Origin of the sequence: Borrelia maritima, assembly GCF_008931845.1 — a bacterium.
In the GTDB taxonomy this organism is placed as follows: Bacteria; Spirochaetota; Spirochaetia; order Borreliales; family Borreliaceae; genus Borreliella; species Borreliella maritima.
In genome coordinates this window covers 1-18,529 of sequence record NZ_CP044540.1, presented here as the reverse complement: position 1 = coordinate 18,529, position 18,529 = coordinate 1, and the positions used below count along the sequence as shown (strand labels likewise).

Here is an 18,529-nt window from a genome sequence, read left to right as displayed (position 1 = left end):
AGTATAAATTTATCTTTCCTTTTACAAAAAATTTTGTGTTATATTATTAATTATAAAAACACATTGTGGATATAATTAATGGAAAATAATTAAATCAAACAATAAAAATTATTGTCCTTGTTTTAATGCTACACGCTATCAATATCATATTTAGTAGATATTCTCAAAAGTTATACTCAAATTCTTTAATGAAAATCTTAAAAAAGCTAATCAAATCCCTATTACACTAAATATACTGAAAAAACACCTTTACAAATTAGAAAAAGAAATAAACATTATAATCAAATTATATACTAAGAACAATTATGAACTATTGGTTTATTATATAAATAAATTATCCTATGAAAAAGATTTGTTTTGAAATAGGCCGACACTTTATAATATAAATGATATATAGTCTCGATTTTTTAAAAAAGCTTACAACTTACCACAACAAGCCAAAATAAAATTTTACAAACAAAAATTTTTTTATCCAAAATATTTGATAATGATATAAGAATTTTAACCCAAGCTTTAGCCCGAAAGGGTAAAACTTTTTTATATAAAAGTCATAAATAACTATTTTCAAAATAAAATTAACAAAATAAAAATATATTTAAAGGATGTATAATTACTGATTATAAATAATTTTGGAGAACTTTATGAACAATTTTTGGAAAAAATTTGAAAGTATAAACTGTAATAATAAGCCCTATTGTCCCTTAATAATTCTATATTATAACAATAGAATACATAGACATAAAATTACTGAGAGACTTATTTACAACAGAAGCTATCTAAAAGCTACATATAATATCTTACCTCTCAAAGCAATAAACTATTAAATTGCCACAATAAATTCAACATAAATTAATAGTTCTTATCTCAACACTAGACTATATAAACAACAAACTTAATTATCCCAAAAAAGAATGTTACCATATTATAAATCAATACTTTATAGAAAAAAAACATTTAAGATTTCAAAAAAGAGTTGACAACCATTTTAACAACACGCCTACTAAAATGTTATCTAAAATACACGTATAAAATGTATTTAGTCGCTTAGAAAGTTATTTAATGCATTGTCATTAAATAACTTTCTAATAAATGACAATAGCATCCCCCCAAGCGTCCTTAATATTGGTCGCCTTTTCCAAACTTAGAACTGCTACTATTGAAGATTTGATTGTTCCGCCTATATTCCAAAAAAGACAACCTAGAAGGGCTAGAGATTTCAAATTCATAAAAGATTAAAAATTCGTTTAAAAATATTACTACATAAACAATAATCTCAAAAATAATGACCAATTTTACTAGATTATTAAAACGATGAAAAGAGTATAAAAACAGATATAAATAAGCTTGAATATAATACATAAATTTAATGATCAAGAACATAGCAAAAACCTAAAGAGGTTGATATTGATATAAATATAAAACATTTTTAATAAATAGTTTTGGAGAGAAAACTAATCCTCCTAGATATTTACTAAAAATTAAAAATAAACTAAAGAAAACTTATCAAAACACAAAAGGCTGTATTAATAATATTAATCTTATTGCAATTTATTATTAAACTAACAGATTTATGGAAATAGTAGTTTTTTTATTATTAAATTTAATCACAATGCCTTTTTAACTTATGAAAAATCTAAAAATAGTATTTTTCAAAGTTTATGAGAAAGAATTTTTATATATTTTAGGAGATATTATCAAAAGTTTTATTTTTGATCTGAAAATTATTGTTTTTTAAGGTGGGGTTTTATAGAAAACATAAAAAGCATATTTATAAAATCACTAAATTAATTTTACAAATTAATCTTCATTTAAATTTTATGTAAATTAAAGGTAAAAAATTCTTTGTAATCTTTATTAAAATGTTTAAACCTATCTCTTATTATTTTTTTTTGATAATTAATCTCTCTAAAAGTTTATCTATCTTTTGTTCTTATATTTAAGAATCGTTGTGATCTATTTCCTTCCTAATTTTTCTAAACATTATTTTATTATTATACGTAGAGGACTTAAGGCAATCCATTCAATACAAAAAAGCTAAAATCGATTTATATTAAAAATAGAAGTTCTTTTTTATGTTTGCTTAAAGAAATACTACCCCCTCCTTTTTTAAATAATAATCTCTCCTATAAGTTAAAATTATGGTATACAAAAGTCTTGCACATCTAAATGTTTTAAATGTTTCTTTAAAAAAAATATTTTTTTAATTAATATTAGATATACATGTCTTTACAAACTTTATTAGTACTAATTAATTCCCACCCAAGTTTCATAGAAATTATAAATGGATAATTCTTTATAACTTTTTGTTTTAAATAAATAAACTTGATAAAAATCAATCAAAATTCTTTTTAAAAGTTCAAAATACTATAAAACTTATACCAATGAAAATATCATTGAAATAATTTTATTAATACGCATTAAGTAATATATAATATATTATTGAATTAATTAAATATTGAATTAATTAAATATTGAATTATATTAAATATTAGATTTTAATTAAGGAGAATATTTATGAAATATAACATCATTACAGGCTTATTTGTTTTTCTATTTTTAGCTTGCAATCTAGATTCTAACGACAATCAAAAAGATATGAGGTATCAATCTAGCAAAAAAGGACTAAAATCTAATAAAAAAGGATTTAAATCTAATCAAGAAACACCCTCTAATCAGAAAGAAGGCCATAATAAAAAAACAAAAAACACAATGCTTAATGATTTATTAAATTTAATAGAAAAAGCTCATGCAGATAAAGAAAAATATAGGGAAAAGTTGGAAAAAGAACCCAAAGAACAATACGGAATCTCAGCTTTCACAACCTTGAGTTGGGCAGATTTACAAGGCGAAAAGATATCCGCTAATACCGAAAGATCTAAAAAATATAGAAAACATGTTTACAGTATCTTAAATACTATTGATGATAATGAATTAAAAAACTTTTCAAAAATCATAACATCCGTAGGTCAAATACAATTCACATTTAACACTCTTAACGCACTTGGATACACTCTTGAAAACATGATTTCTAGCTTATATTCCAAAAAAGACAGCCTAAAAGAGATAGAAATTTCAAGCTTAGAAAAGGTTAAAAATTTATTTGAAAAATTATTATCCACAACATCAATTGTCTCAAAAATGATGCGCGAACTTTTATTAGATTATCAAAATGATGTAAATAGTATAAAAACAGATATAAATAAACTTAAATCTCATACGGACAAAATTTTCTATCAAATGGCAGAAAAAAGCAAAAAAACAGAAGAATTAAAAAATAACATATTTTCCATTATAAATAACCTTTCGGAGAGTATGTATTGAAATTAACATAATAATAAAAGCCTATCTTTAATAAGAGATAGGTTTAAACATTTTAATAAAGATTACAAAGAATTTTTTACCTTTAATTTACATAAAATTTAAATGAAGATTAATTTGTAAAATTAATTTATTGATTTTACAAATATGCTTTTTATATTATCTATAAAAACCCACCTTAAAAAACAATAATTTTCAGATCAAAAATAAAACTTTTGATAATATCTCCTAAAATATATAAAAATTCTTTCTCATAAACTTTGAAAAATACTATTTTTAGATTTTTCATAAATTAAAAAACAATATTGTGATTAAATTTAATAATAAGAAAACTACTATTTCCATAATCTTTATATTTAATAACAACAGAGTTGAACAATAGATTAATATTATTGGTATGTATTAAAAATAAAATTATATAACAAATTAAAGATTTCCCTGCAAAATACTATTTATAAATCAAGGCTTACAAAAATGCATTTTTTGCTTGATCCCACTACAGCTTTTTGTTGTTTTTTTTAAAACGAAAAGTCATCCACTAGAATATGATCTACACACTTCGCTTTGGTTTATTTTTAATGCCCTAACACTCAACTATTACCAAAATATAATATTTATTATCAATATCTTTTTTTGATAGTACATTTTTAATAATTTTATTACTCTTAATGCCCCTATGTAAACATGCCCCCCTTGCAAATTTTATTTCAAATGATTTATGGTATATAATCATTTTCTATGCCTATTAAGTTTTTTGATTATTGATTTCTCTCAAAGTTTGCCTATTTTTTTGCTCTTATATTTAAAAAATCTTTGTATTTTATTTATTTTTTAATTTCTCTAAAATTTATTATATGCAGAGCTAAGTCAATCCATTCAATATAAAAAGCCAAACTATCAACTTATTTTAAGAATGGAATTTATTTATACTTATTGAATTACTAAAATCTCTTTTACTTTTTTAAACAACAATCTCTCCTATAAATAACATTTTGGCATACAAGGTCTTACACATCCAAATGCTTTGAAAAAATATTTTTTTATTGGGTTTAATATAATACAATATTAATATTGTATTATATTAAATATTAAATTACAATAATTATTGTATTATATTAGTATCGTGTTATATTAAATATTAGATTTCAGATTTTAAATTAAGGAGAATATTCATGAAATATAATATCATTGCGGGCTTATTTATTTTTCTATTTTTGGCTTGCAATCCAGATTTTAACACCAATCAAAAAGATATGAGGTATCAATCTAGCAAAAAAGGACTAAAATCTAACAAAAAAAAATTAAAGCCTAACTCAGAAACAACCCCTAATCAAGAAGCGCCCTCTAATCAAAAAGAAGACGATGTTAAAAAAACAAAAAACACGTTGATTGATGATTTAAGAAATTTAATAGAAAAAGCTCATTCGGATAATGAAAAATATAAGAAAAAAGTGGACACAGTCGAAACCCAATATGGGATGTTAGAAGCTTTTAAAATCTTGATTTGGGATTATTCATCATCAGAAAAACTATGCGAAAATACTGAAAGATCTAGAAGATATAGAAGACGTATTTACAGTATCTTAAATACTATTAATGATAATGAATTAAAGAACTTTTCAGAGATTATAGAGAAATCAGGCCACTTACAAGGCATATTTAATGACCTTAGCACATTTGGGGAAATTTTTGACCACACAATTGATTTCTTATACCCCAAAAAAGACACTCTAGAAAAATTAGAAATTCCAAATTTAGAAAAGCTTAAAAATTTATTTGAACAATTGTTGTCTACAAAAACAACTGTCTCAGAAATGATGTATAAACTTTTATTAGATTATCAAAATGATGAAAATGATATAAAAAAAGATATAAATAAGCTTAAATCTCATATATCCGAACTTTACAATCAAACCTCAAAAAAAAGAATAGAAGCCAAAAAGCTAGAAAATGACATATATTCAATGTATCAATAACCTTTAGAGTATACATTGAAATTTTAATATATTTTCACAAAAGCCTGCCTTTTATCCAAGGCAGGCTTAACGCCTTAGATAAAGATTACAAAGAATTTTTCACCTATAATTTATAAGCCTTAAGTAGAGATAAGTTTGTAAAATTAATTTGTTGGTTTTGTTTTTTTATTATGTCTATAAAAACCATTCTAGTAAATAAAGACAATAATCCTCAGGACAAAAATAGAATTTTCAATAATGTTTGCCCAAGTAGATAAAAAATTGTTTCTCATAAACATTGAAGAATATTGGTTTTGAATCGCTAATAAATTTTAAAAACAACGTTGTAATTAAATTCTAACAATAAGCAAGCGACTATTTCTACAATCTTTAATTTAATAAACAATAGATTAATATTATTAATGATATCTACCTTAAAAGATTTATAATTAGAGGGAATTAATGTAAGAATTAATTACGCTTTTATAATTTTATTTCTAATAATTGGCAAGTACAAATAAAAATGAAAGTTATACAACAAGTTAAAGGTTTAATTGTAAACTGCTGTAAGGAAATACAATCCAAAACAGACATTGCTTAAAGTAAAAATTGTAGATTATGTTTTGTTGGGTGATAGCTAGTTGTTTTTTTAAGCCCTTAACAGTTCTAATGATATAAAAAAAGGTTACTTCTTCATCTATTGATTTAGAAATAACAATAAGCATTAAAATTTAGAGTTACATTTATATTTTTATTCATTGTTACTTTTTCCAGATATCTCTTTTTATGAATCTCTAATTGAAAATTCTTTATTGCTATGTTTTTATAATTAATTATCAAGTAACAGAATGGCGCCTGCACACATTTTTGCCATTAACATCTTTGGCAGCAGTCAACAATTACTTTCAATAGATATTTCCCACTAATAGTACTAAATTTATGTAAAAAGTCTTTTTTTTATTTAGAATTTTCTTATAGTTTATTAATTCTTAATCTAAATTAAGTTCTATTAACAATCCCCCTTTTGTTTTTAAATAGTTTTATTTATCCTTTCTTAAGTTACTTTTTTTAGTAAATAATTAAAAAACCAGAAAACTAATTGTCCTGAATATTTTTATTCCAGTAACAGTTGGATGCTTAGATATTAGAAATAATAATAAAACTAAAGAATGCTAAAAAATAGATGATTGGTATTAATATTAAAAATTAATATTAAAATTCATCATCAACATCTTTTTTTTACTACTACATTTTTAATAATTTTGTTGCTCTTAATAATTTTAAGTAGATATACCCTTATAAATTTTAATTTGGAGAAAATATATATTACATTCCTATTAAGTTTTTTTATCATTAATTTTTTAAAAGTTTTCCTATTTTTTTCTTTTATATTTTTTAGAGAATCCTTGTATTCTATTTTCTGTTTTACTTTCTTCAAAAGTTATTATATATAGGGGTTACATTAATTCGTTCTTTTCAAAGGATTAAAGTATTAATTGATTTTTTTAAAGAAATGAAATTTATATTTATAATTACTTGGATAAATAATAAGATTTTCCTTATTTTTTTCATAATAATTTCTATTATAAGTTACTGTTTTTATACACCAAACTTACATATATAAGTAATTTTTAAGGTATTTATTAAAACTAATCATTCTTTAAATTATTAAACTCTATTTAATAGACTTTGCAAGTTCATTTCCGTTCAAGTCTCGTATAAATTATAGGTGTACGTTTTTTTGGCGTTTTTGATAAATCTTGTTTAAAATTGATTTTCAATTATTTCTTTCAAAAAATAAAGTGGTGAGTTATTACGTTGTTTTGAGTTTATGAAATGATATTTCTGCATTTTTTATCACTTATGTTTGTATATATACATATATATCTTTAATTTTGCTTTAAAAAATGATCAATTTAGAATATAATTTTTGTAACTCTAAAAAATTGAGTACAAATTTAGACTGGTTTTACTGTATAAAAAGATAGTACTGCTTTTATTTGTTATAAAAAGGTTTAACTTTAAGTTTTCCCTTATTTTTACTTGTGCTTTTCATTTTTTGTAGAGTAATTTTGATTATTAAAATTGGGAGAAAAGAGATTTATGAACAAAAAATTTACTATTTCATTAGTATCTATAACATTAACCTTCTTATTAGTATTGGGTTGTGATTTATCTAGTGGTGCTTCTAGGAACAGAATAGATGGTATTTCTGATTTTAAAAAGAAATACATCGATGATTCTAATTACAAGTGTTTAGGCAAAAAAGAATCTGAATCTGAAAATTCTCAAGTTAAATTAGATGAGAATAATAACAATAATCGTTCTTATTATTCTAGAGTATCCAATGTTTCAAATTACTATGATAAAACTCATGTATCTTGTAAAAGGCAGTAATTTCTTTTATCAAGTTATATGGAAATAAATTTTCTATAATTTAATTATATAGTTTATCCAATTTGTATGGACATGAATTTGTGTTCTCCCCATAGTGGTAAACATACTTAAATTTCTTTAAAGAAAAGAGGAAATATTGGGAACTAAATGTGTTAAAACTTTTATTTTAAAGTATTAATTAATTTTAATTTTGTTTATTTTTTTGAGACCTTTATGATTGGAGAAAAAGATATTTATTCTTTTATTGTGATTAGAAATGTTTGTTTTTCTCTTTATATAGTCGCTTTGACATTTTTCTTTTAAAATTTCGTTAGAAAATGATTTTTTAAATCTTTTTTCCCAAATTTCATTAAAGTCATTTATTTTATTGGTTTTTCCGTTCATCATCCATATCTTTCTACTATATTTGTTTTTAAATTCCTTTATAAAATGGTTTGAAATGTCTTCAATATCGTATTCTTTTTTGTACTTTTCTATTGCCAATTTTAAGTTTCTTAAAGCATTTATATAGGTTTTTTCATTGTTGCTTATTTTAAGTATTTTTGTTATTTGGAGTTTTTTTATTTTATGAACATTTAACATTTTGTTTGTAATATATTCTTTGTAGGAAATTTCTTTGGCTTTTACATTATTTTTTACTATAGAATTCTTTATCTTATATATATCTTTTATACCTTTAGGTATAACATCTGCAATTGATTCATCTGTAATTGAGCTTTTAGATTTTAAATTTTTTATATTGCTTTTGTTTATATCATTGTCAATTTCTTTGGAAAAATCAGAAACTATTTTTTTATCTTTTAGATATTCTTTTATTTCTTCATTAATTGCTTCTTGAATAATTGTAAATCGATGTTTCCAAAGCTTTTTATTTTGTATATAAAATGCAAAGCTGCCATTATTTTTACCTAAATGTTTTAATTTGGTTGTTATTAAGAGTATTTGATTTAAAAATGACATATCATATTCTAAGGTTCTGATTGATATTTTTTTATTATCTTTTGCAAGACATTTGTTAACTATATTGTATATTTCTATTGTGGAATATGTTTTAAGTTTGTTAGATTTATAGTATTCTTTGTTTTTAAGTTCAATTGCCCAGCATACTTTGAGTATTCTTTGGTATATGGCCTTTTTTTTCGTTAAATATGATTTTAGTCTTGATTGTTTTAACTCTATTAAATTAGAGTTTGTATTTTTTGGGACATACTTTTTAATTTCTTCTAATGTTATGAGATTATTAAAATTTGTATTGACATTATTTAATATTTTTATTATCATTATCTTATCCTGGCTTCTGAAGTGAAATTTGTTGTAGTTTCAGAAGCTTTTCCAATTAATTTGGTTTGTTCTTTAATTTTTTGCTGCATTACAAACAAAATAATTAGCTTTTTCCCACATTTTATAACAATGTTTTTGAAATGTCAATATGATGGATTATAAAATATGACCCATGTGTTTAGGAACAATTTGTATTTCATGTTTTGTAGATTTTCGGTTCATTATTTTTTTTGCTTGCTCAATTCTTAATTGAATTGTTTCTTTTATACTATTTGTTATAGGCTTAGGCCTTCTAAAGTCCATTAAAAAATATGTACAAAAATCTTCTAAAAGGTAAGGCCGTTTGTCTACATGTATTGTGCATTTTAAAATTTTTGATTTTTTAGATATAGTATTTTTGCTAATTGAAAGATTATAAGAATCTTCTAATATATTTTGGAATTCTTTTAAAGAATAAAGTCTTACACCGTTAATACTTAACATAAATACCTCATTAATTTCATTTTATTATATATTGTGTGTTAGTTTCAAGGAGGTTGGGTTATATGTTGAATACTTTTGACGTTTTTATTAGAATTTGTTATGTGGTAGGAATTGTTGGCTGTAATGATTTATTTGCCCAAAAAATTTACAATAAGGTGATATTTTTTAAAAATGGGGCTATGCTTGAAATTTGGGTTAAGTATTTTTTTTCAATTTCATCTTCTAACAAAGTAATGTCAATTTTGATACAGCTATTTTCTTGTATAATATTGATGTCATTTAAGATAAAGTCTAAGCTGTTTGAATTTAAATTTTTAGTCAAAAAATTTGTTCTTTCTAAGAATATTAACTTTATTTTGCCTCCTAATCCGTTCTCATTTTCAATAAAAGATCTTAACGTTTTTAGAATTTTTTGTTTATTGTTTATAGTTTTTATTTGATTTGAATTTGTTAAGATTAGCTCTTCGTAGATTTTTGTGCTTAGATTTAGCAATAATCTATTTGTTGTTTTAATATTTAAATTTTCACTAGTTTTGAAATCGGCTTTATTCATAATTTTAATGTTTGAATAGCTGATTTTTGTCAAAAAAGGAAGCTCAATGGTTTTATTAATCCCTTTTAATAGTAAATTGACTTTTTGGTTATTTGCCTTATTTCCAAAAAGGTAAATATTGTTATTTTTTATAATGGGAATAAACGCATTTTCTACGTTTTCTTTTCTATAAATAGAGCCAAATATTTTAAGTCCTATTAGGTAAATTTCATCTTTATTGTTGGCTTTTAAATCAATTTTATAAACTTTAACTATCATCATGTCATAAACTATTTTAAGTTTTTCTTCACTTACATAATTAATATAAAATTCAAGTTTCCCCTTTAGAATGTCTGTTGGCAATTTAGAAAATTCATTTGATCTTAATTCTAAACTAATAATTCCACCTTTAAATTTTTTTAGAGTTATATTTTCTTTTTCGTTCGGTTGAATATTTTTTTCAAAATTAAGCTCCAATTTAAAGCCTATGGGATTGATAATGAATATTTTTTTGTTTTTTACAAAGTAAGTATTAATAATTGACCTTGGGTCAGTATACACGATTTCTCCTATAAATGCACTTTGAAATTTATGTAAATTGGGGCAGACAAAAATCTTGTCTCCTAAATCGGTTTTTGTTAGAGCAACACTTAATGATAATAGTTTTTTAATCTTAATTCAAGCTGTAAAATTAGAATGTTTTTAATTGAATTTATTATATTATTGAATTTTCTAATTTTGAGAAATTATTTAAAAATAAATATAAGATAAATTAAATAGAGGTTTTTATGAATTCAAAATTTATTACAAAGTATTTTATTTTGGTATTTTTTTTAATTTCTTGTCAAACTTATCAAATAGCTTATGATAGGTTTTCTCAAGTATTAGATTCACAATATGATGTTGGAGTAAATTATTCTAGAGATGGGATATTTAAATCTGTAATTTCTGTTAAATATGATAAGTTAAAAAATAAAAGGGAATATTTTATTTTGGTTAGAGTTGAGTCTAGAAATTCTAGTAAAATAAAGCTTGAAAAGATAATCACAGATACTAGGTTTGAGGCTAAAGGGGAGCTGGTTTTAGAGGATAGTAAACGGGTTGTTTATTATGATGAGTTTTATGATCCATATTCTTTCTATGATTATACAACAGTGGTTACTGAAAAAAATATTAAGGTAGAAATTTATAAATTTAGTATTTCAGAAAGCGAATTTATAAAATTTGTTGCTTTGGGTAATGATAATATAGCGTCATTTAGAATTTATGCGTTCAGGAATGATGTTGTTGTAAGTTTTAATAAAATTCCTTTTAAAAAGTTTTTGGACGAGTTTAATTTAAAAGTTAAAGAACTTAGTGACAGCTGACTTAAATTTTAATAATTTTAAAGCCCAAATTAAATAGTAATTTTTTAGAGGAGGTATAAAACCAGAGTATTTATTATAATTGATATTAATTTGTTGTAATATCAATTATAAAAGGGTTTTTAATATTATCTATGGTGTTAATCTTTAGAAAACTTAATGAATTCTAGTATAGCTTTTTCATTTCTGAGCAAGAATAGCCCCTCTCTTATTCCATTATGAAATTCTTCAAAGGAAATTAAAATTGTTTTTAAATTTTTATCTTTATTATCTATATTATCATAGTAAAATATAAAGTATGGTCTTCCGGTATTATCTTTAAAGCCAAGAAAATTTACAAATATTGCTGCTTCTTGAAACTCTGTTTTTAAGTCGTATGAGAGGCCGTTTTTGTATAAAAAAATTCCATTACCTTCAAGATTTTTAATTTCTGAATTATTTATTGTATTTTTAATTTTAGTAAAACTCTCAATTGCTTTTAAAATATATTTTATTGATGAAAATTTGGTATAGTATATTCGGTTATTGATTTGAAATTCTAAAAAGATTCCACATTCATTTCCGGCTCTAATTACATCTTGTTCATTTTTAATAGAAGCTGCAATTTTTTTGTCAATCACAAGATTGATTTTGAATGTAGAAATATGGCTTAAGTTTTTCACATTGTCAATTGCTAAGTTTTCTGTTAGATAGACTTTATAATTAATAAATATTCCTTTTAGATTTTTAATTTTAGCTTGTTTGAATTCATAGTTTGTGTTCTGAGCATGTATTGCTAAATTTTGAATCAAAAATATTAAGAATATAAAAACTTTACTTTTCATTATATAACTTATTATATGATATCAGTCTTAAATAATTTTAGTAAACCATTTTTATCTATTAAGTTTGAAATTTATAAAAATTTTATCTATATAAGTAGTTTTTATTGATTTTTTAGAGAATATTTTTTTTGTAGAGATTTGTGTCAGATGCTGAATTGTTATTATTTTTTCTAAATCGAAGATTTTGTAAATGGTTTTTTTGATTCATTCTATGATAGTTTTTTAAGTTCTTATTTTTTTCAAAAATAAGAAGAGACATCTACTACATAAGCATCCACAAGCTTAACTTCGTTCAAGTTTATTTCTTTATAGAAATAAGCTAAAATTTAGAATTGTGTTTTTAATACCACAATTACTATATATACTCTTTGGTGGGAAATAATCTCCCCATTTTATGCAAATAGATATGTGTCCTAATTTATATTACAATTGTTTTATAAGCACATGCTATCCCAAATTATTAATGCTTTTTCCAAGTACTTCTTTTTGTATATCTTAATCAAATAATTTTATTATTCTTTTTAATCCCTCTATTTAGAAATACCTTCGCATATTTTATTTATATATTTTATTGAGTTTTTTGATTATCAGTTCTAAAATTTTGTCTATGTCTATCGTTCTTATATTTAGAAAATATTTGTGTTTTATTTACTTTTAAATTTCTTTTAAAAAGAGATTATAAGCATAAGAGTTGTAGTCAATCCAAACACTAAAAAGCCTAAAAGCTATCAGCTTCTCTTAAGAGCAGAAATTCATTTTTATATTTACTTGGATAAGGTGATAAAGCTATCCTTATTTTTCATAATAATCGCTACTATCACTTGATATTTTGTTATATAAAAATTCTATACAAATCCAAATACTTTTGAAAACTAATTTTTAATTGGTGTTAGAAGATATTCTGCGCTTATAAGCTTTGTTAGCATCCATTATTTTTTAATAATTAAATTTAATTTCCTTTACAAATTCATTTCACCTATTTGATTTTCTTTAGAAAAGCCTAATTCTTTTAAAAAAAATTGCAAAATATATGGGAATACTCAATTATTGGGCTAATAATTGAGTATTAAATATTCTCCTTTTTTAAAATTAAAAGAATTTATTATCAATATTTACTTCATACCATACATTCTTTTAAATGAACCTCTTATTTTTAAGGGGTTTTCTTTTATATAGAGAAAATTAAAAGCCAATTAAACTCTTTAACATAAAATTATTGATAAGCGAATACACATTTTTTTACAACACATTGTAAATTCATCTACCTCTATAAGCATTATGGAATTTAGATGGAAATGAATTTGTAAAGGAAATTAAATTTAATTATTAAAAAATAATGGATGCTAACAAAGCTTATAAGCGCAGAATATCTTCTAACACCAATTAAAAATTAGTTTTCAAAAGTATTTGGATTTGTATAGAATTTTTATATAACAAAATATCAAGTGATAGTAGCGATTATTATGAAAAATAAGGATAGCTTTATCACCTTATCCAAGTAAATATAAAAATGAATTTCTGCTCTTAAGAGAAGCTGATAGCTTTTAGGCTTTTTAGTGTTTGGATTGACTACAACTCTTATGCTTATAATCTCTTTTTAAAAGAAATTTAAAAGTAAATAAAACACAAATATTTTCTAAATATAAGAACGATAGACATAGACAAAATTTTAGAACTGATAATCAAAAAACTCAATAAAATATATAAATAAAATATGCGAAGGTATTTCTAAATAGAGGGATTAAAAAGAATAATAAAATTATTTGATTAAGATATACAAAAAGAAGTACTTGGAAAAAGCATTAATAATTTGGGATAGCATGTGCTTATAAAACAATTGTAATATAAATTAGGACACATATCTATTTGCATAAAATGGGGAGATTATTTCCCACCAAAGAGTATATATAGTAATTGTGGTATTAAAAACACAATTCTAAATTTAAGTTGCTGAGGCGATTTATTAAATTTTAGTTAATTTTTGCTTTTTGGATTTTCATTTTTTTTATTTGCTATAGATTTATTGGTTTAGGTTTTAAATGGGTTTTTAGTGAAAAAGAAGTCCCTACCCCTAATCTTATTTGGAGAGGATTAATAGGGGTGTTGGGGACTATTGGTAGATCGTTTTCTACCTTACATATATAATATTTTATTTTTTTAATTTTGTAAATATTATTTAATAATAATAAAAAAATTTAGCGCTTTAAAGCAAAATTTTAAATTTCGGCTTCTTTTCTATGATTCCCTTTTAATTTTTTAATTGTATTGTTTGTCTTAGTATGTTGTTTTGATTGACTTTCAATTTTATTGATTGCTTTTAAAAGCTTTATTTGTCCCTTATTGAGAGGGGTCCTGGCATGTTTAGGCTTCAGCGGATTTAGTTTTTGGTTCATTGTTTGAATTTCTTTAATTTCTGCTTCAGTTGGTTCATAATTTATCCATTTTTTATCTATCCAGCCTTTTTCCCATTCATAATAGCTTTCATTGAAGTTGGTTTTGTTTTGTTCGTCGAAGTGTCTTGCTAGTGCGGCAATTATTTTTGTTCCATATTTAAGCATTTTTTCTGTTTCTGTTTTTGTAATAAATGTGTCATAATCGTAATTTTCTCCAGTTTGCATATTAACAATATCAACTATAAGTTTAAAAGTATTTATGCAATTCATTGTAACATTTGTGGATGAAAAATTAGGATTACTAAGGGCTTTAATATTAAGTTCATATTTTTTCTTTAAACTTATAGGAATTTTGAAAAAGTCAATTATAAAGCCATTTATTTTTGCTCGGTAATTAGCTTCATATTGAGAATCTCCAAAGAAAGTTCCTTTTATTCCCCTAATTATATATTCATTGTAGTTTTTTGTTATTTCTTTTTGCATTTTTATCCTTTAATTATATTATTATAATTGATATAATACAATATGTGTATTAATTGATATTATATCTCAATTAATACACATTACAAATAAAAAAATATTTTTAATTTTGTTTTTTTTATAAATTGTTGTAGATTTTAACTTATCTTTAACCTTTAACCATTTATAAAAAGTCCTTAAGAGAGAAATTTCTTAGGACTTTTTATAAATTTAATAAAAAAAGCATTATCCACATATAATTTCTATGGAATTTAGGTAGGGGTGAGTTTTATTGATAAATATATTTAGAGTTAAAATAAATATATTTTTATGATATCAAAATGGAGGCTTCTCCAGTAGGGATAAATAACTTATACATCTAAAAAAGTGTTTCGGCAATACTTTTGAAATAAGTAGAATATATTTTCTTTAAATAATATATTAATTATATTGGAGCATAGTAATGTAGCATTTTTAATTAAAAGCATGCGAATGTTTTAGGAAAAGTATTAATGATTTATGATTGTATGGGGTTGTAAAACAATTATAGTATTAATCAAAGCGGCATATGTATCCTATTTTTATAAATTAGGCAGATATTATCTATCAAATAAACCCTGTAATAATTGTAGTATTGAAAATACAACTCTAAAATTAAGTGATGCTAAGTGGATTCGCAGTATTTAGCACATAATAGAGATATAAACAATGTAATTCTAAATTTTAAGGCTTATTTATTAATAATAAAGAAATAAAAACTAAGGCAGAATCGCTTGATGTAGCTTTTAGATTATGTTACAATAAGTGTCTTTTTTTTTAAAAAAAATAACCCAAAAAGTTTTCATGTGATTAAAGCAAGAAGCCATTTCTTTAATTTAAAATAGTATTCCATGTAAAATAATTAATATATGATATAAAATAATTAATATATGATATAAAATAATTAATATATGATATAAAATAATTAATATATGATATAAAATAATTAATATATGATATAAAATAATTAATATATGATATAAAATAATTAAAAGGAAGTTTGCATGAAAAAAATAGCATTTCATATTCAAAAAGGCGGTGTTGGCAAAACTACCTTAAGCGGTAATATTGCAAGCTATTTATCTAAAACAAAAAAAGTTATATTAGTTGATTGTGATATACAGCAGGGAAGTTCTTCTACATGGTTTCTTAATCATGAAATTCTTAGATTAGATATTAAAGATTCTCTTTTAAAGAAGGCAGATATATATCAAGTGTTAAAACAAATACAAAAAAATTTTTATATTTTGCCATGTGTGCCCAGTGGAACTTTTAGAAGAGATGTGCAACACAAATTGCAAGATTTTCCATATTTGATAGATGATTTTTGTTTAGAATTAGAGAAATTGGGATTTGAATTGGCAATTTTTGATTTATCTCCCAGTTTTGAGCTTTGGGAACGAAGGATTATTCTTGCAATGTCCGAAGTTGTTACTCCACTTACTCCGGAATTTTTAAGCCTTGAAGGAATTAATATTTTTAAGGAAGAGTTTGATTTTTTGTTAAAATCTTATAGGAAAAAGGTTAAGCATGAGAAGATTATTTGCAATATGCTCAATAAAAATTTTAAAAGACATAATTTACACTTAAAACAATTTAAAACCTTTGGATATGATCTTTATGAGGTTGGACAAGATGCTAAAATAGCAGAATCTCAGCTATATAAAAAGTCTATTTTTGATTATTATCCTGAGAGTAAGTCTATTCTGGAACTTTCAAGATTGGGGGATGCTTTATGCCTATAAGTAAAGAGGTTGATTTAGAGGAAATTATTAAACAAAATGTTAGTAAATCTAAATTTGCTTTTAACTCTGATAATGATGCTGTTGCCAACAACATTTCAAATGTTAAGCTTGGTAGATCAAAGATGACTATCAAGCAAATAAGTGTAGGATTGAAAGATGAATATTGGGTTAAATTTTATTCCATTTTAGATAAAAAGGGATTAACAGCTTCTGGTTTTATAAGGACTTTAATTATGGAATATATAGAAACTTATAAGAAATAATAATTTTATTATTTAAAGTTTAAATTTCTTTATGGAATATTGGGATTTAGCTTAATTACAATTAATACAATGAATTAAATTATTATATTAATTGTAATTAAAGCTATTATTGATATTATTATAAATATATAAAATTTATTTTTAATAATTAATAGATAGAAAATTAATTTTAACATTTCTATTAATAATAAAAAAATATCAAAGCATTTTTTACAACATCTGATTAATTTTGTAAAAAATGCTTTTAGCTGCATGTGAAAATATACTATACACATAGTTAAGCATGAATATACAATTATTGCTGTCATAAAAATTTTAATTCCCCTTTAATTTCAGTCTATCTCAATTTTGTAAAAATTCCATTTTTGTTTATCGTATCTCCTATCATTTAAAATTTTGTTATACAAAAAATTTAAACATCTAAATGTTTTTCAAACTAATGTTGGGATTAATTATATTTAAAGCTTTATTAACACTCATTATTTTTTTAAATATTAAATTGTATGTTAATTTACATTAAAAATAATACAAAACATACGATTATCAAAAAATAAAAAAAGTTAAATATTTATATCAGTTAAATTATATAGTAATTGTGGTATAAAAATATAACTCTAAAATTAAGTGCTATTGGTTAAACTTGCATTAGTTTCAGTACTTGTATGATAGAGATATAAATGTAACAAATATTAAGGCTTTTTACTATAAAGAATAAAAACAGGAGACATTGCCCTAAGTAAAGTTTTATGGCTTATGTTCTGGTAGATATGTTCTTTTTTTTCTTCCCCTTTTTTTAAAAAAAAGGGGAAGGGGATCTAAAAAGCTATCATGGGATGGAACAGGAGGCTATTTCTAAATGTTTGATTTTAGGAGAGGGGGGGGAAATAGTAATCACTAAATGTATAATCTTAATATTTAAGAATGTTTTAAGGTATTTGTTTAACTATGTTATTTTTTGAAAAGTTTCCATGCAAAAAATTTTTTTGTTTTATCTTTTTTATTTAGCTTATCACCTTTAATAGATATTCTTTTTTCTCTAGGTTTTGAATTAAAAATAGTAAGTATATTCTCTATATAATCTTTATTTAAAGTTTTAAATAACCCGTATTGATCTAGATCTAAGACATAGTTAGGATTTGTTTTTTTTAAAATTTTAAAATAATAAGACTTGCTAGGTAATATTATTGGATTTTTATATATTTTGATTGCAAACTCTTCAAATGTTATGGCATTTTTAACTAATTCTGATAGATTGTATTTAGGGAAGTAAGTGTTTGTATTGTAGCTTTTTAAGGAGCTTGGTGTTATAAAATATTTTAAAATTTGTTCTTTGGGATATAAATTAATACTTTTTTTACCATATTTTTTGAAAGCTTTTATATTTTGGGATGGTTTATAGGGAATAATTTTCCCCTGTTTTTCCAATCTAATCAGTTTTATATAAGTGGTATTGTTTTTTATGTTGTTATTTTGCAT

Annotated in this window: 13 protein-coding genes; 7 read left to right on the top strand and 6 right to left on the bottom strand. The window is 23.0% G+C overall.

From position 1 onward, the window contains the following. Positions 1 to 837 precede the first annotated feature (837 nt). From DB723_RS05850 to DB723_RS05125, 4 genes are all read left to right on the top strand, one after another. Positions 838 to 1,029, top strand: coding sequence for a plasmid maintenance protein (locus DB723_RS05850; protein WP_151553182.1), 192 nt, complete (start codon positions 838 to 840; stop codon positions 1,027 to 1,029). A gap of 1,485 nt (positions 1,030 to 2,514) precedes the next feature. Further along, the gene (locus DB723_RS05135; RefSeq protein ID WP_151553178.1) at positions 2,515 to 3,321 is read left to right on the top strand and encodes a virulence associated lipoprotein; all 807 of its coding nucleotides are present in this window, start codon (positions 2,515 to 2,517) and stop codon (positions 3,319 to 3,321) included. Between the two features lie 1,169 nt (positions 3,322 to 4,490). Then, positions 4,491 to 5,294, top strand: coding sequence for a virulence associated lipoprotein (locus DB723_RS05130; RefSeq protein ID WP_151553176.1), 804 nt, complete (start codon positions 4,491 to 4,493; stop codon positions 5,292 to 5,294). Positions 5,295 to 7,376: 2,082 nt separating this feature from the next. After that, complete coding sequence (locus tag DB723_RS05125) at positions 7,377 to 7,670, top strand: DUF5425 family lipoprotein (RefSeq protein ID WP_151553174.1); 294 nt, start codon at positions 7,377 to 7,379, stop codon at positions 7,668 to 7,670. A gap of 174 nt (positions 7,671 to 7,844) precedes the next feature. Here DB723_RS05125 and DB723_RS05120 read toward each other — a convergent pair whose 3' ends face one another. The 3 genes from DB723_RS05120 to DB723_RS05110 all read right to left on the bottom strand — a co-directional run bounded on the left by DB723_RS05120 (position 7,845) and on the right by DB723_RS05110 (position 10,527). Further along, positions 7,845 to 8,951: a plasmid maintenance protein gene (locus tag DB723_RS05120; protein ID WP_151553172.1), complete on the bottom strand. Its 1,107-nt coding sequence runs from the start codon at positions 8,949 to 8,951 to the stop codon at positions 7,845 to 7,847. A gap of 156 nt (positions 8,952 to 9,107) precedes the next feature. Further along, positions 9,108 to 9,434, bottom strand: a complete 327-nt coding sequence (locus DB723_RS05115) for a hypothetical protein (protein ID WP_151553170.1) — start codon at positions 9,432 to 9,434, stop codon at positions 9,108 to 9,110. 145 nt (positions 9,435 to 9,579) lie between these two features. After that, a complete protein-coding gene (locus DB723_RS05110; protein ID WP_151553168.1) occupies positions 9,580 to 10,527 on the bottom strand; it encodes a hypothetical protein in 948 nt (315 codons plus the stop codon). Between the two features lie 227 nt (positions 10,528 to 10,754). On the opposite strand from DB723_RS05110, the gene DB723_RS05105 reads away from it, so the two are divergent. Next, entirely contained in the window at positions 10,755 to 11,333 is a 579-nt protein-coding gene (locus DB723_RS05105) for a hypothetical protein (protein ID WP_151553166.1), read from the top strand. A 137-nt stretch (positions 11,334 to 11,470) separates the two neighbouring features. Here the strand turns inward: DB723_RS05105 and DB723_RS05100 are convergent, their stop codons facing one another. Both DB723_RS05100 and DB723_RS05085 read right to left on the bottom strand, forming a co-directional pair. Further along, positions 11,471 to 12,154 carry a hypothetical protein gene (locus tag DB723_RS05100; RefSeq protein ID WP_151553164.1) on the bottom strand — a complete coding sequence of 228 codons (684 nt, stop codon included), beginning with the start codon at positions 12,152 to 12,154 and terminating at the stop codon, positions 11,471 to 11,473. Between the two features lie 2,216 nt (positions 12,155 to 14,370). Further along, positions 14,371 to 15,030 carry a hypothetical protein gene (locus DB723_RS05085; protein ID WP_151553162.1) on the bottom strand — a complete coding sequence of 220 codons (660 nt, stop codon included), beginning with the start codon at positions 15,028 to 15,030 and terminating at the stop codon, positions 14,371 to 14,373. A gap of 1,019 nt (positions 15,031 to 16,049) precedes the next feature. Between DB723_RS05085 and DB723_RS05075 the strand changes: the two genes are divergently transcribed. Both DB723_RS05075 and DB723_RS05070 read left to right on the top strand, forming a co-directional pair. Next, the gene (locus DB723_RS05075) at positions 16,050 to 16,790 is read left to right on the top strand and encodes a ParA family protein (protein ID WP_151553160.1); all 741 of its coding nucleotides are present in this window, start codon (positions 16,050 to 16,052) and stop codon (positions 16,788 to 16,790) included. Next, positions 16,781 to 17,053: a hypothetical protein gene (locus DB723_RS05070; protein WP_151553158.1), complete on the top strand. Its 273-nt coding sequence runs from the start codon at positions 16,781 to 16,783 to the stop codon at positions 17,051 to 17,053. The genes DB723_RS05075 and DB723_RS05070 overlap by 10 nt, the downstream gene beginning before the upstream one ends. 948 nt (positions 17,054 to 18,001) lie before the next feature. Here the strand turns inward: DB723_RS05070 and DB723_RS05375 are convergent. Then, positions 18,002 to 18,529: hypothetical protein (locus DB723_RS05375; protein ID WP_188093277.1), on the bottom strand; the 528-nt coding region annotated here is incomplete at its 5' end.

What these genes read in the sequence shown, in the direction of transcription:
- DB723_RS05135 (WP_151553178.1), top strand. Translation starts at nt 2,515, where the DNA reads ATGAAATATAACATCATTACAGGCTTATTTGTTTTTCTATTTTTAGCT.
- DB723_RS05130 (WP_151553176.1), top strand. Translation starts at nt 4,491, where the DNA reads ATGAAATATAATATCATTGCGGGCTTATTTATTTTTCTATTTTTGGCT.
- DB723_RS05125 (WP_151553174.1), top strand. Translation starts at nt 7,377, where the DNA reads ATGAACAAAAAATTTACTATTTCATTAGTATCTATAACATTAACCTTC.
- DB723_RS05120 (WP_151553172.1), bottom strand. Translation starts at nt 8,951, where the DNA reads ATGATAATAAAAATATTAAATAATGTCAATACAAATTTTAATAATCTC.
- DB723_RS05115 (WP_151553170.1), bottom strand. Translation starts at nt 9,434, where the DNA reads ATGTTAAGTATTAACGGTGTAAGACTTTATTCTTTAAAAGAATTCCAA.
- DB723_RS05105 (WP_151553166.1), top strand. Translation starts at nt 10,755, where the DNA reads ATGAATTCAAAATTTATTACAAAGTATTTTATTTTGGTATTTTTTTTA.
- DB723_RS05100 (WP_151553164.1), bottom strand. Translation starts at nt 12,154, where the DNA reads ATGAAAAGTAAAGTTTTTATATTCTTAATATTTTTGATTCAAAATTTA.
- DB723_RS05085 (WP_151553162.1), bottom strand. Translation starts at nt 15,030, where the DNA reads ATGCAAAAAGAAATAACAAAAAACTACAATGAATATATAATTAGGGGA.
- DB723_RS05075 (WP_151553160.1), top strand. Translation starts at nt 16,050, where the DNA reads ATGAAAAAAATAGCATTTCATATTCAAAAAGGCGGTGTTGGCAAAACT.
- DB723_RS05070 (WP_151553158.1), top strand. Translation starts at nt 16,781, where the DNA reads ATGCCTATAAGTAAAGAGGTTGATTTAGAGGAAATTATTAAACAAAAT.